11 protein-coding genes are annotated in these 14346 nt (G+C 50.9%); 10 read left to right on the top strand and 1 reads right to left on the bottom strand.

Going from position 1 to position 14346, the window contains the following annotated elements:
- Window positions 1–40: 40 nt before the first annotated feature.
- Window positions 41–178, top strand: a complete 138-nt coding sequence (locus tag QMA09_RS04980; RefSeq protein WP_158290570.1) for a hypothetical protein — start codon at window positions 41–43, stop codon at window positions 176–178.
- A gap of 62 nt (window positions 179–240) precedes the next feature.
- Here the strand turns inward: QMA09_RS04980 and QMA09_RS04975 are convergent, their stop codons facing one another.
- Window positions 241–1269 carry an NADP-dependent oxidoreductase gene (locus tag QMA09_RS04975; RefSeq protein WP_290212263.1) on the bottom strand — a complete coding sequence of 343 codons (1029 nt, stop codon included), beginning with the start codon at window positions 1267–1269 and terminating at the stop codon, window positions 241–243.
- Window positions 1270–1421: 152 nt separating this feature from the next.
- On the opposite strand from QMA09_RS04975, the gene QMA09_RS04970 reads away from it, so the two are divergent.
- The 9 genes from QMA09_RS04970 (at window position 1422) to QMA09_RS04930 (ending at window position 13672) form a co-directional block, all read left to right on the top strand.
- Window positions 1422–2543, top strand: coding sequence for an NADH-dependent flavin oxidoreductase (locus QMA09_RS04970; protein WP_290212262.1), 1122 nt, complete (start codon window positions 1422–1424; stop codon window positions 2541–2543).
- 177 nt (window positions 2544–2720) lie between these two features.
- The gene (locus QMA09_RS04965; RefSeq protein WP_290212261.1) at window positions 2721–3458 is read left to right on the top strand and encodes an SDR family oxidoreductase; all 738 of its coding nucleotides are present in this window, start codon (window positions 2721–2723) and stop codon (window positions 3456–3458) included.
- A 143-nt stretch (window positions 3459–3601) separates the two neighbouring features.
- A complete protein-coding gene (locus QMA09_RS04960; protein WP_135501555.1) occupies window positions 3602–4450 on the top strand; it encodes a MurR/RpiR family transcriptional regulator in 849 nt (282 codons plus the stop codon).
- A 136-nt stretch (window positions 4451–4586) separates the two neighbouring features.
- A complete protein-coding gene (gene murQ / locus QMA09_RS04955; RefSeq protein WP_290212260.1) occupies window positions 4587–5471 on the top strand; it encodes an N-acetylmuramic acid 6-phosphate etherase in 885 nt (294 codons plus the stop codon).
- A 24-nt stretch (window positions 5472–5495) separates the two neighbouring features.
- Window positions 5496–6875, top strand: a complete 1380-nt coding sequence (locus QMA09_RS04950) for a PTS transporter subunit EIIC (protein ID WP_290212259.1) — start codon at window positions 5496–5498, stop codon at window positions 6873–6875.
- 483 nt (window positions 6876–7358) lie between these two features.
- Window positions 7359–8426 (top strand): DUF871 domain-containing protein, encoded by a 1068-nt coding sequence (locus QMA09_RS04945; RefSeq protein WP_290212258.1) that lies wholly within the window; start codon window positions 7359–7361, stop codon window positions 8424–8426.
- Window positions 8427–8633: 207 nt separating this feature from the next.
- Complete coding sequence (locus QMA09_RS04940; protein ID WP_290212257.1) at window positions 8634–10271, top strand: serine hydrolase domain-containing protein; 1638 nt, start codon at window positions 8634–8636, stop codon at window positions 10269–10271.
- Between the two features lie 18 nt (window positions 10272–10289).
- On the top strand, window positions 10290–12395 hold the full coding sequence (locus tag QMA09_RS04935; RefSeq protein WP_290212256.1) for a glycoside hydrolase family 3 protein: 2106 nt from the start codon (window positions 10290–10292) through the stop codon (window positions 12393–12395).
- 20 nt (window positions 12396–12415) lie between these two features.
- The gene (locus QMA09_RS04930; RefSeq protein ID WP_290212255.1) at window positions 12416–13672 is read left to right on the top strand and encodes an exo-beta-N-acetylmuramidase NamZ family protein; all 1257 of its coding nucleotides are present in this window, start codon (window positions 12416–12418) and stop codon (window positions 13670–13672) included.
- Window positions 13673–14346 lie beyond the last annotated feature (674 nt).

Genomic DNA, 14346 nt, shown 5'->3' with positions numbered 1-14346 from the left:
CCGCGTATTAAGTTTCAAACCGGCAAAGGGGCGGCGGCTGATGAAGAAGAAAAGGTGGAGAAAAGACAAGAAAGATCGAACGTGGATATGGGATGTGGCCGAGTTCTTTCTCGGAATAGCGGAAATAATCCTCTATATTCCACGTATCATCATTCGGATGGTGCGTGATATCAATTGAAAAAGCGTACAAAGCGGCTTTCCGCTTTGTACGCTTTTTTTGATGAATGGGACTCGCGATGATTACAGTTTCGCGAAATCCGGATCTGCCACTTTCACCAATTGCTTGCCGACATTGCTGCCTTGGAATAAGCCGAGGAATGCCTGCGGCGTGTTTTCAAAGCCTTCAACGATTGTTTCTTCGTATTTCAGCTTGCCAGCCTGCAGCCATTGGCCAAGTTCCGTCGCACCTTTTTCAAAATCTGCCGCGTAATTGCCAAGCGTGAAGCCTTGCATCATCGAGCTTGTTTTGATGAGCGACGTCTGGATGCGAGGTCCGAGGTCCTTGCCTGCAGCGTTATAGGAAGAAATCGCTCCACACAACGGAATGCGTGCATTGCGGTTCAACAAGCGCATGACGGCATCCGATACGTCACCACCGACATTGTCGAAATAGACATCGACGCCGTCCGGCAACGCGTTAGCCAAGTCTTCTGCAAAGCTGTCTTTTTTGTAATTAACCGCGGCGTCGAAGCCGAGCTCGTTGATCAAGTAATCAATTTTTTCGTCCGAGCCCGCGATGCCGACCGCTTTCGCACCTTTTAATTTCGCGATTTGGCCGACGATTGAACCAACGGCGCCCGCAGCACCTGAAACGACGACCGTTTCACCTGCTTGCGGCTTGCCGATATCGAGCAAACCGAAATAGGCGGTTAAGCCGGTCAGCCCCAAAACGCCGAGGCGTGTCGTGATCGGTGCAATCGATGGATCGACTTTTTGGAGGCCATCCGCTTTTGCAATATTGTATTCTCCCCATTTGAGGTTGCCGTTGACGATGTCGCCTTGCTTGAATTGCGGCGACTCCGAAGCGATCACTTCAGCGAGCACGCCGCCGGTGATGGCTTCATTGAGCTGGAATGGTGCGATATAGGATTTTGCATCCTGCATGCGGCCGCGCATGTACGGGTCGACCGACAAGTAAAGCGTTTTTAACAGGATTTCGCCGTCTTGCAGCGCGGGGACCGTTTGTTCCACGAATTTGAAATCGTCGTCTGAAGGCATGCCTTCTGGACGGTTGACCAAGTGGATCTCTTTATACGTTGTAGGTGCCATGTAAAACACTCCTTCTAATTTGTCTGTAGAGGAGCTTACCACTGCTTTTAAAAGGAATCAAAAATTACACACCGGCGAGCCTGTATTCTTGTAGTTGTCCTAATCCTATGATATTTTGATATACCTATAGACAAAAGAAAAGAGGAATTCACATGAATCCAAACTATAAATCTTTATTCGAAGAAATCACCTTGCCGAACGGTGTTGTTTTGCAGGACCGCTTAGGCGTTGCACCCATGACGACTTATTCAGGAAATCCCGATGGTACGGTGTCCGACGCAGAACTTGAGTATTATAACCGCCGGTCGAACATTGGCGGCTTGTTCGTTTCAGCCTGCATCGCCATCTCTGAAAACGGCATCGCGTTCCCGAACCAATTTATCGGGTTTGATGACAAAGCATTGCCGCGCTTGAAAAAGCTGGCAGATGAAATGAAAGCGAATGGCAGCAAAGCGATTCTGCAGATGCAGCACGGCGGCCGCCAAGGCCAGCCGGATTTGATCGCTGCGAACGAAACAGTGGCACCGAGCGCAGTGGCAGGGCCTGAAGGAAAACCGACGCCGCGGGAATTGACGGCTGCTGAAATCGACGACATCATCCGTGATTTCGGCGAGACGACGCGCCGCGCGATCGAAGCCGGATTTGACGGCGTGGAAATCCACGGCGCGAACACGTATTTGATCCAGCAATTCGTTTCCGCGACATTCAATCAGCGCGAAGACAAATGGGGCGGCAGCCTGGAAAACCGTTTGAGTTTCTCAATGGCGGTATTGGACGAAGTGAAGAAAACGGCTGCGCAATACGCAGACGACAGCTTCATCATCGGCTACCGCTTGTCGCCTGAAGAAAACAACGAAGACTCGGTCGGCTACACGATTGAAGACACAAAAGTGCTTGTTGAGAAGTTGATTGAAGGCGGCATCCATTACGTCCACGTGTCTTTATTCGAATTCAAGAAACAGCCGCGCGGCGCTGCAGCACAAGGCAGCATCGTTGAAATTCTGTCGAAACAGATCAATGGCCGTGTGCCGTTTGTCGTGGTCGGCAGCGTCAAAAAGCCGGAAGATGCAGTGGCAGCGCTCGAAGAAGGTGCCGATATCGTCGCCATGGGCCGCCAAGCGCTGGTCGATCCGGAATGGACCGAAAAAGTGAAGCAAGGCAGAGAACAGGAAATCCATGAAACGATTCCGCAGGAGATGGTCGGCAAACTCGACATCCCGGAATCGATGTGGAACGCCATCACTTCATACGGCATGGTAACCGTTGAAAAATAAATGAGAGAAACTGCACCGGACTCGCCAGCTTATGCGGCGAAATTCGGTGCAGTTTTTTTATGGGAAAACCGACCGCAAGGATTGAGCATGATAGTTTACACGCTGTCCCGGGAACGGTAGAGTTTGAAAAGAGCAGTAAAATGAAATCACACCCTAGAAACGGAGCTGGAAGAAATTATGGCAAACACAAAAACAGCAATCATTACAGGTGCAAGCAGCGGAATCGGGCAAGCGACAGCGAAGGAGCTTGCCAGAAAAGGCTATTCGGTGATGCTCGCGGCGCGCCGCGAAGATCGCCTGGTCCAATTGAAGCAGGAAATCGAAGCGATGGACGGCACCGCCGAAATCAAAGTGACGGACGTAACTTCAGCAGATGAAATGCAGGCGCTCGCAGATGCCGCGATTGAAAAGTTCGGCCGCATCGACGTCCTCGTCAACAATGCTGGCTTGATGCCGTTGTCGTTCATGAACAAACGGAAAATCGCCGAATGGGACCAGATGGTCGACGTCAATATCAAAGGCGTGCTTTATGGCATCGCGGCCGTGCTTCCGCAGATGGAAGAACAGAAATCCGGCCACATCATCAACGTGGCGTCGGTTGCCGGCCATGACGTGACGCCGGGCAGCGCCGTATACAGCGGAACGAAATTCGCGGTGCGCGCGATCACGGAAGGTTTGCGCCAGGAACTCGATCCGGCGATGGACATACGCGCGACGATCATTTCACCGGGAGCGGTCGCAACCGAACTGTCGACACACATTACCGACCAAGACATCCTCGACATGTTCGCGTCCGGCGGCGAGATGAAATTCCTGGAGGCGGTAGACATCGCCCGTGCAATTTCCTATGCCGTCGAACAGCCGGCGTATGTCGATGTCAATGAAATCCTCATCCGCCCGAGACAACAGAAATAACTCCTGTCTTGTGATTATTATGCCTGCCTGGCTTTAAGCTGGGCAGGCATTTTACATGGAGTTAATGATTGCGGAGAAAATCGTTCTCCTATAGTATTCAATAAAAAGGCAGTGTACAAACTGAACGCAGTCGGAGGTCTCAAATGAAATCGTTGCTCACAAAAATTGAATTGGCGCTCGGCCAATTATCGGCAGCGGAAAGGCGGATCGGCGAATATATTATCCAACAGCCGGATGCCATCCCGCATATGACCACCAAAGAACTGTCGGAGAAGTCCGGCGTCAGCGAAGCCACCATTATCCGTTTCTGCAAATCGATCGGCATGGGCAGCTTTAAATCTTTCAAGCTCGCACTTATGAAGGATTTGGCATTGAGCGACACGAACCTGACCGATTTCTCGGTGTTGCAGCAAAAAGATTCCCCTTATGATTTATTCCATAAAGTGATCCACGTCAATAAATCCGCCATCGAATCCTGCGCAGATTCAATGGACAGGAAAGAGCTGATGAAAGCGGTGGACGCGTTGAAGGCCGCACAGAAAATTGTCTTTTTCGGCGTCGGCGGTTCTTCAACCGCAGCGGTGGATGCCCAGTACAAATTCATGCGGCTTGGCTATCAATCGATCACGTCGCTCGATTTCCATTACATGCTATCGCTGATTCCCCACCTGACGGAAAACGACGTCTTCGTTGCCATCAGTACATCCGGCCAGACGAAAGATGTACTGGAATTGGCACGGTTCGCGAAGAAAAGAGGGGCAAAGGTCATCGCCATCACCAATTTGAATAAATCGCCGCTTTACAAAGAAGCGGACATCCGGCTGTGCACGCCGAATGTGGAACAGGATTTCCGGATCGGCAGCACGTCGTCAAGGATGACGCAGCTGACCGTCGTCGACACCCTGTATATGAGCGTTTTCCATCATCTTGGCGAGAACGTCCTGCAGCAGTACTACGACGCCCGCAAGGAAATGGAAAGTTTGAGAAGATGAAAAGAGCTGGCTATTCAGCTCTTTTTTATTTTTCTGTTATTTGAAATTAAGATTCATAAATATAATAAATTATATTGACATGAAATTTCTTAAGGGTACAATGAAGTCAAGAAATAACCAAATAAAGGATGAGCCGATGCTAGAGAATCTGTCTACGGAAAAGAGAAACCATGACACAATGAAATTGGATGGCATGTCGACGCTGGAAATTCTTCGGACGATGAACCGCGAAGACGAAACAGTGCCTGGCGCAATTGCTGAAAAAATGGAAGCGATTGAACAGGCGGTGCAGGCTGCCATTGAATCGTTTCAGGCAGGCGGCCGGCTGATTTATATCGGTGCCGGGACCAGCGGCAGACTGGGAATTCTGGATGCGGTAGAATGTGTACCGACGTTCGGTGTCTCGCCGGAAGTGGTGAAAGGATTTTTAGCCGGCGGAATGGACGCATTCACAATGGCGAAAGAAGGCGTCGAGGACAATCCGGATCTCGGCAAGCAAGAATTGGAGCAGGCGTCGCTGACGAAAAATGATACGGTCATCGGCATCGCGGCAAGCGGCAGAACGCCTTATGTCATCGGCGCCTTGCAATATGCCGCTGAAGTGGGGGCAAAGACCGTGGCGCTTTCCTGCAATACGGGCGCAAAAATCAGCCAGTATGCACAAATTGCCATTGAAATCGAGACCGGGCCAGAAATCCTGACCGGTTCGACGCGCCTGAAAGCCGGAACCGCGCAAAAGCTCGTGTTGAATATGATTTCAACGGCTTCGATGATCGGCGTCGGCAAAGCCTACGGCAATTTGATGGTGGACGTGCAGGCAACCAATGAAAAACTGATTGAACGTTCGAAACGCATTATTATGGATGCCACACAAGTGGATTACGAAACAGCCGAACTTTATTATCAAAAAGCGGATCGCCATGTGAAAACGGCGATTGTCATGATTTTGCTGGAATGCACCAAAGGGGAAGCCATTGAAAAGCTGGAAGCTGCAGATGGTTTTGTAAGAAAAGCTTTATAAATAGTGGGAGAGCGGGGGGAAAGTATGAAGAAAGAACAAAGAATGGCTCAGGATATTCTCAGCAACGTCGGGGGAAAAGAGAATATCCGAAATATTGCACACTGTATGACGCGTCTGCGTTTATCGCTGAAAGACGAGAGCAAGGCCAATATCAATGACTTGAAAAGAATAGATGGTGTCATGGGCGTTGTTGAAGACGATACGCTTCAAATCGTCGTAGGGCCGGGGACGGTCAATAAAGTAGCGGCAGAAATGAGCAGCCAAACCGGGTTGGCAGTCGGGGAAGAAACGGCAGTCGATGAAAGCAATCTGAGCTTCAGTGAAAAGGCCGAATTGGACCGGGAAAAGATGAAGCAAAAAAACAAAACACCGTTTAAGCTGTTTTTGCGCAGAGTCGGCAATATCTTCATTCCGCTAATTCCAGGTTTGATCGCTTCCGGGATTATCAACGGAACGGCGAACTTCGCGAAAAACGCCGGCGTTGATGAAACCACTACAATCATGCAGATTTTATTGCTGCTCGGAAGCACTGTTTTTGCGTACCTAGCCATTTTAGTCGGCTGGAACACGGCCAAAGAATTTGGCGGCACACCGGTACTGGGCGCGATTGCAGGCGGGATTTTATTCAATCCATTGCTTGCGGATATCGTGATTTACGGAGAACCGCTGGTAGTCGGGCGCGGCGGCTTGTTCGGCGTCATCTTGGCTGCCTGGTTGATGACGTTTGTTGAAAAGAAAGTGCGTTCGGTCATGCACAGTTCGATTGATATTCTCTTTACACCATTGATCACGATTTTAGGCGTCGGCTTTATTGCCTTATATGCCATCGTTCCAGTGGCAGGCGTATTGACGGACGTCATCACGACCGGCTTGATCGCTGCATTGGATGCAGGTGGAGTTATCGCAGGCGGCGTCTTGGCCGCATTCTTCCTGCCGCTCGTCATGCTAGGTCTGCACCACGGTTTGACGCCAATCCATTTGGAATTAATGAATTCATTCGGCAGCACCGCGTTATTGCCGATTTTGGCAATGGCAGGCGCCGGCCAAGTCGGAGGCACCATCGCCATCTACGTGAAAACGAAAAATCAGCGTTTGCGCAACATCATCAAAGGCGCGTTGCCAGTCGGCGTCCTCGGAATCGGGGAGCCGCTGCTATACGGCGTCACCTTGCCGCTCGGGCGGCCGTTCATCACCGCTTGTATGGGAGCCGCGTTTGGCGGAGCGTTCCAAGCCGTCATGCACACCGCTGCACAAGGCATCGGCGTATCCGGCATCTCGTTGATCCCGCTGATCGCTGACAGCAAATACATCTGGTACTTCCTAGGGCTCGTCGTTTCCTACGTATTCGGCTTCATCTTCACATACACGTTCGGATTCAAAGAACGCATGGCTGAAGGGATCTAGGTTTTAGAACTATGTAAGATGAATTAATGAATATTTATATTCGATATTACGCAAAATAGCTACGAAGGTATTGACCCAAGAATTGGGGAAATACCTTTGCGACGAAGCACAAAGTGCTGCAGGAGCACATGTTTTTTGCCACAGGCAAGACATGGGACAGAGTTTTGCAGGCGTCTCCGCTATTTTGCTCCATATCGAGAGATATCTTAGCGAAGGCGCGTCAACGGGCTAGACGGAGCAATGAGACGAGTGTTCTTCTCGGCTCCTTGCGTGAGTCAAGGAGTTACCAAGCACCTTTGGCAACTCCTTTGCGACGAGCTTGCGCAGGAGCAATCGTCTTTGCACTGCCCAAAGCGTCCGGAGCGATGTTTATTATGCTACTTCTTTAGTTCAAATTATTGAGTAAAAAAACTAAACAGGACACCAAGCTAAAAGGGAGGATCCATTCTCCCTTTTTTAATTTATCCAAAAGGAGAGAGTAGAATGCGCGGAATATCAGTTTACTTGGGGGAAGGCTCGGCAACAGAGCTGGAGCCTTATATTGAAAAAGTACGGAAGCTTGGGTTCGCATCCATCTTCACTTCTTTGCACATCCCGGAAGAGGACCCGTCCCTTTACGAAGAGCGGCTCCGGGAATTGGGGACGCTGGCCCGTAAATACGATATGGAATTAATGGCGGATATCTCGCCCAAGTCGCTCGGCCATCTGGGGTTTACCTGGGCAAATGCGGAAGGGCTTGTGGATTGGGGCGTCAGCGGATTGCGGATCGATTACGGAATCGACGAAGCGGTGATTGCTGAACTATCGGGTAAGATGAAAATCGCTTTAAATGCCAGCACGCTGACAAAAGAGGGATTAGCTAAGCTGAAGGCTGCGGGGCTCCGTACGGAAGCGGTTGAAGCGTGGCATAATTTTTATCCGCGGCCGGAAACCGGTTTGGACACGCAGGAATTTTTCAAGGTGAACGAATGGCTAAAGGCAGAAGGGTTGTCGGTGATGGCGTTCGTTCCAGGAGATGGCAAGCTCCGGGGTCCTTTGTTTGAAGGCTTGCCGACATTGGAAGGGCATCGCGCCGTTTCGCCGCTCGCCGCATATGCGGCATTGGAAAAGAGCGGGCTCGTCGATAAAATCCTAGTCGGGGATATCACGCTCAGCGAAGGCAGTTTGGCGCAATTTGCCGCTTACGAGGAAGGCGTGATCCAATTGCGTGCAGAGAGCTTGACGGAAAACGGCGAAGTGCTGGAAATTGCGAGCCGAGTCCATACGAACCGCCTGGACGCGGCGCGGGATGTCGTGCGTTCGATGGAATCCAGGGAATACGGCTTGTTCGGAACGCACCGCCTCCATCCGGAAGAGACCACCGAAAGAACAAAAGGCAGCATAACAATCGACAATGAGCGCTATGGCCGCTACCAGGGAGAACTGCAAATCACGAAAAGAAATCTGCCGGCCGATGGCAAAGTCAATGTGATCGGCAAAGTTTGCCAGGAAGATTTGGCATTGATTGAACACATTCGTTCTGGAGTTAAATTTCAACTGGTATGGGTATAAAGGAGAACTTTAATTTCTTAAATTCATGTTACCAAAGAAGTGTTCCAGGAATTGGAATATGAGCAGATGTGACGCAAGAAAAATTCGGGAAGCGAAAAATCACTGCCAAAGACAGCGCTATTGGGGCATGGGAAACGATTGAATTGTCAGATAATATTAATCTGTAAAGGTAAATAAATACAATTAAAAATCATTAGGAGGAAACAAATGAAAAATAACGCGAAGTTGAAAGTTCTGTCATCCGCTTTGATTTGCTCGCTTGTCTTGACTGCGCCGCTGGCTTCACCGGCCTTGGCGGAATCGCCGAAGCAATGGGATCAGCCTGGGCCCATGTCGCCCGTGCTGCATCCAGGCTCTGTAAAAGGAGCGGGAATGATTCAAGCGCCGCTCGACGGTTTCGATCAAGCTGTTGAAAGCGCTCTAGCGGCTAAGTCGATGCCTGGCGCTGTTGCATTTGTCGCGAGAAACGGCCATATTGCGAAGCACGATGCCTACGGCTTTGCATCTTTGTATGCCGACGGTGCGGGAACGCTGGTAGACAATCCCGTTGAAATGAAAAAAGATACGATTTTTGATCTGGCTTCCATCAGCAAAATTTTTACGACAACAGCTGCCATGAAACTTTACGAAGATGGGCATTTCCAATTGGACGATCCAGTAGCGATGCACCTTCCGCAGTTTGCTGAAAACGGCAAAGAAAACGTCACCATCCGCCAGCTCATGACACATACTTCAGGATTTACCGCTTGGGTGCCGCTGTATCAGCAAGGGGAAAACCGGGAAGACCGCATCGAATACGCGCTGCGCCACAAGCTCGCGAATAGCCCCGGCACCAAATATACTTACAGCGACTTGAACCTGATCACACTCGGCGCGCTGATCGAGAAGTTTTCTGGGAAGCGCCTCGACGAATTTGTGAAAGAGGAAATCACCGAGCCGATCGGCATGAAAGATACGATGTACAATCCGCCGGCTTCGTTGCAAAACCGCATTGCAGCGACCGAATACCAGCCAGCGCTTGGACGCGGAATGGTATGGGGCGAAGTGCACGATGAAAATGCCTGGTCGTTGGACGGCGTTGCAGGCCACGCTGGCGTCTTTTCGACTGCCTCTGATCTGGCGAAATTCGCTCATATGTTTTTGAACAACGGAAAGTATGGCGGGAAACGGATCTTGGAAGCCCAAACGGTCCGTTTGCTGGAAACCAACCAGATTCCGGAGTTTCCTGGCAATGACCACGGACTTGGCTGGGAATTGAATCAAGGCTGGTACATGGACGCGCTCGCGGATTCCTCGGCATTCGGCCATACCGGCTATACGGGGACCAGCATTGTCATCAACCGGAAAAACAACACGATCGCCATTTTGCTGACAAACCGGGTGCACCCATCGAGAACGACCATTTCCACGAACTTCATCCGCAGGGACTTTGCAAGAGCAGTTGCGGACGCGATACCAGCTCCGATTTCCAAACATACGGATGCCTGGTTTGCGGGCTACGGCGATCAATTGAACAATGAAATGCAAATCGCTGTCCCTGAAGGTGCATCAACAGTGTCATTTGATACGTGGCATCGACTGGAAGGGGACTCAGATTTCGGTTTTATTGAAACATCGAATGATGGCGTGAATTGGAGCCAAGTGGCAGAACCAATCACAGGCAACAGTGAAGGCTGGGAAAGCACCGAGCTTGCATTGCCGGCAAATACCACGCACCTCCGTTTCCGCTACGAGACAGATGCATCGGTCAACGGGCGCGGCTGGTATGTAGAAAATATCCAAGTCGATGGCACCGAAGCCGAACCGCAGCCAGCTGGAAACGATTGGACCGAACGCAGCAATTAAGTTAAAGGGGGATGGAACATGGAGGGATTTCGTAAATATCTTGTATTGCAGCTATTGATTGCCGTTTTGGTGATTTCTTCACTGGCAACAGGCGGAGGAGCGGCGAAAGCGCAATCGGCAGCTGCTGATTTGATTATTATGCAAAATGTGCCTGAAGTGGAAGTGGACAGCGCAAGTGGGGAATTCACGCTCAAAGCGCTGCACGTCTATGAAGACGGCCATTTCACCGGAACTTCTGAAAATTTGGAGTGGAGTTCTACCAATAAATCAGTGGCTTCAGTAGACGCCGAAGGAACAGTAACGGTGCTCGGGAAACCCGGAAAAACGTTCATCAAGGTAAGCGATGGCAGTTTTACGGATGAAATTGCCGTGCAGGTGAAGCCGGATCCGGCAGCCAAAACCGCCAAAGGAAAACCGCCAGTGAAATCAGCGGTGATCAAAGGGGAAGGCGACCGCTATAACGTGGTCGAAAAAGCGGTGGCAGGCATGTCGATGGAAGAAAAAGTCGGACAGATGCTGATGCCTGACTTCAGGAACTGGAGCGGCAAGAACGTCACCGCCATGCTTCCGGAAATCGAAAAACTTGTGAAGCAATACCATCTGGGCGGCGTTATCCTGTTTCGGGAAAACGTTGTAACGACTGAACAGACGACGAAACTGGTCGCCGACTACCAGGAAGCTGCCGAAAAATATGGCATGCTGATGACGATTGACCAAGAAGGCGGCATCGTGACCCGCCTGCAGTCTGGCACGGATATGCCAGGCAGCATGGCATTGGGCGCGACCCGCTCTCCGGAAATCACGGAAAACGTTGGGAACGCGATCGGCGAAGAGCTTGCGGCACTGGGCATCAACATGAACTTTGCGCCATCGTTTGACATCAATAACAATCCGGATAACCCGGTCATCGGCGTCCGTTCATTCGGCGAAAAACCAGAACTTGTGGCGGAACTGGGTGTCGCGTATACGAAAGGGCTTCAAGCGTCCGGCACAGCCGCGACAGCGAAGCATTTTCCTGGGCATGGCGATACCGCAACCGACTCCCATATCGGCTTGCCGGAAGTGCCATATGATTTGGAAAGGCTGAAAGCAGTCGAATTGTATCCGTTCCAAAAAGCGATGGATGCAGGCATCGACGCCATTATGACCGCGCACGTGACATTCCCGAAAGTGGATGGCACAAAAGTCATTTCGAAGAAAGACGGCAGTGAAATCACATTGCCAGCAACGTTATCCCATAAAGTGTTGACGGAATTGATGCGGGAAGATATGGGCTATGACGGCGTCATTTTAACAGACGCTTTGAACATGCAGGCGATTGCCGACCATTTCGGACCGGTTGACGCCGTGATCCGTGCGGTCAACGCCGGAAGCGACATCGTTTTGATGCCGGTCGGGCTTGAAAGCGTCGCAAATGGTCTATACGAAGCGGTGCGTTCGGGTGAAATTTCCGAAGAACGGATCGAAGCTTCTGCGAAACGCATCCTCGCGTTGAAACTGAAGCGAGGAATCGTGAAAGAAGAAACGCCGGAGCCGTTGGAAGCGAAAGTAGCGAATGCCCTCCAAGTGGTGGGCTCGGTAGAACATCAGCAAGTAGAGCGCGAGGCTTCTGAAAAATCCATTACACTCGTGAAAAATGAAGGCGTCCTGCCGCTTGCACCGAATCCGCAAGATGCGCTTGTGGTTGTCGGCAATGTTTATTCGGATGAGCTGTATGCCGGATTAAAAGCGCGCCACGAAAATACGGTGTGGATCAAAAAAGACAGCTTGCTGACAGAACAGGAACTCGCGCAAGTCCAGGCGGCGAAAGCAGTTGTTGTCGGTACACGGACGTCCACGGTTTCACAGCGCTCGCCGAATAGCGGGCAAATGAAGATGGCGAACCAAATCATCGCCGCAACCGATGCACCGGTCATTGCAGTGGGGATTCAAAACCCATATGACGTGATGGCGTATCCGGAAGTGGATGCGTACTTGGCGCAATACAGCTTCCGCACGGCGAGCTACGAAGCGATGGCATCGACCATTTTAGGCGAACTATCGCCAACCGGCACATTGCCGGTATCGATTCCGGATCTTACAGGCGGCTTATTGTATGAGTATGGACATGGATTGACTTATTAAAGAGACAAGGAGAGATGACATTGAAAAAGTGGATCGTATTTTTATTGACCGCTATGCTGGTTTTATCTTCACTCTCAATTGCATTCGCCAACCACGACAACGGGAACGGCAAATCGAAAGACCGCGGCAAAGGCAAAAAAGAACCATTTGCCATCGGGGTGGAAGTGTTGCTGGAAGACCAGAAACACTTGATCGAAGGGAAAAACGTCGGGTTGATCACCAATCCGACAGGCGTGGACCAGGAACTGAACAGCATCGTGGACTTGCTCCACAACGATCCGGAAGTTGAATTGGCGGCATTGTACGGGCCGGAACACGGTGTCCGTGGAGATGCGCAGGCCGGCCAATACGTGAATTATTACATCGATGAAGTGACCGGCCTTCCGGTTTACAGCCTATACGGCTCTACCCGGAAACCGACACAGGAAATGCTCGAAGGCGTCGACGTGCTATTGTTTGATATCCAGGACGTCGGCACGCGTTTCTACACGTACATCTACACGATGGCGCTTGCCATGGAAGCTGCTAAAGAAAAAGGCATTCCGTTCATCGTGCTCGACCGCCCGAATCCGCTTGGCGGCGTCAAAGTGGAAGGGCCGGTGCTCGATCCGGAATTTGCATCATTCGTCGGCCAGTATGCGATTCCTTTGCGCCATGGCATGACCGTCGGCGAACTCGCTGAATTGTTCAATGAAGAATTCGATATCAATGCTGACTTGACAGTAGTCGAGATGACAGGCTGGGAACGTAATATGTTCTACGATGAGACCGGCATGGAATTCGTCGCCCCATCACCGAACATGCCGACACTCGATACGGCGCTCGCTTATCCGGGCACGGCTTTGATTGAAGGCACGAATGTGTCGGAAGGAAGAGGCACGACCAAACCGTTCGAATTCATCGGTGCACCATTCATCAACAGTACCGAACTCGCAAAAGAATTGAACGCTTTGGAATTGCAGGGCGTCACGTTCCGCGCGGCCTCGTTCACGCCGGCATTCTCGAAACACAGCGGCAAGCTGTCGCACGGCATCCAAGTCCACATCACCGACCGGGACGCTTACTTGCCGGTTGAAACCGGACTTCACATCGTCAAAACCATTTACGACCTGTATCCGGGGCAAGTGACCTTGACGCCATTCTTCAACAACCTGATCGGCAATAGCTGGATCAGCCAAGGCATCAAAGACGGCATGTCTGTCGACGAAATGAAACAGCAATGGAAAGATGAACTGAAAGAATTCGAAGAAGTGAGAAAGAATTATTTGCTTTACTGAGGAAAGGGAAGAGCTGCAGGCTTAGGTCTGCAGCTTTTTTTGATGGGTTGTATGTGAGGGATTTAGCTAGTGCCAGTTAAAATCGAAACACTTCATGTTAACCACTGGCTAGGTCATGTTGAATCTTCAGCACTTCATGTTAAGGTCTGGCTAGATCATGTTAACGCCGATTTAGTTCATGTTAACGGACGAACCTGCTGCCACAAACCCCCAGATGGATGCATTTCGCCAAAGCGAAATGCGCAAGTGCTTGAGAAGGAGCCTAACGCAGCCGGCAGCTGTGTTAGGCTCTTCCATTTACGCTCTTGAACTTGGGCTCTGAAGAGAGGATTTCCAGCTAGTGCCGGTTAACTGTCGGCTAATGCGTGTTAATTTCTTTGTTCGTCATGTTAACAACAAATTAATACCTATTAATTTTATAAACCGCTTCGCCTAGCCCATTGATACGCTTTTGCTAAGATATCTCTCGATATGAAGCAAAACAGCGGAGAAAACCGTACTGCTCCTGCATCGCTTCGCTGCTTCGTCGCAAAGACATTGGCCTCGCTAGCTTCGGCCAATGTCTTGCCTGCGGGAAAGCGAGACAGCCGAGACCCCGCAGGGAGCGAAGCGAGCGAGGAGGCTTGGCGCTCGCCCGCGGCAAGCGCAGCTGTTTTGCGGAATATCGACATTTG

Source organism: Planococcus sp. APC 3906 (assembly GCF_030407685.1).
GTDB classification, from domain to species: Bacteria; Bacillota; Bacilli; order Bacillales_A; family Planococcaceae; genus Planococcus; species Planococcus koreensis.
Note: the sequence above shows the minus strand (reverse complement) of the source record. Positions and strands in the feature narration are given on the sequence as shown.

Coding starts and splice junctions, on each gene's coding strand:
- murQ (WP_290212260.1), top strand. CDS start 4,587: ATGCTAGAGAATCTGTCTACGGAAAAGAGAAACCATGACACAATGAAA.
- QMA09_RS04960 (WP_135501555.1), top strand. CDS start 3,602: ATGAAATCGTTGCTCACAAAAATTGAATTGGCGCTCGGCCAATTATCG.
- QMA09_RS04945 (WP_290212258.1), top strand. CDS start 7,359: ATGCGCGGAATATCAGTTTACTTGGGGGAAGGCTCGGCAACAGAGCTG.
- QMA09_RS04975 (WP_290212263.1), bottom strand. CDS start 1,269: ATGGCACCTACAACGTATAAAGAGATCCACTTGGTCAACCGTCCAGAA.
- QMA09_RS04940 (WP_290212257.1), top strand. CDS start 8,634: ATGAAAAATAACGCGAAGTTGAAAGTTCTGTCATCCGCTTTGATTTGC.
- QMA09_RS04950 (WP_290212259.1), top strand. CDS start 5,496: ATGAAGAAAGAACAAAGAATGGCTCAGGATATTCTCAGCAACGTCGGG.
- QMA09_RS04970 (WP_290212262.1), top strand. CDS start 1,422: ATGAATCCAAACTATAAATCTTTATTCGAAGAAATCACCTTGCCGAAC.
- QMA09_RS04980 (WP_158290570.1), top strand. CDS start 41: ATGAAGAAGAAAAGGTGGAGAAAAGACAAGAAAGATCGAACGTGGATA.
- QMA09_RS04965 (WP_290212261.1), top strand. CDS start 2,721: ATGGCAAACACAAAAACAGCAATCATTACAGGTGCAAGCAGCGGAATC.
- QMA09_RS04935 (WP_290212256.1), top strand. CDS start 10,290: ATGGAGGGATTTCGTAAATATCTTGTATTGCAGCTATTGATTGCCGTT.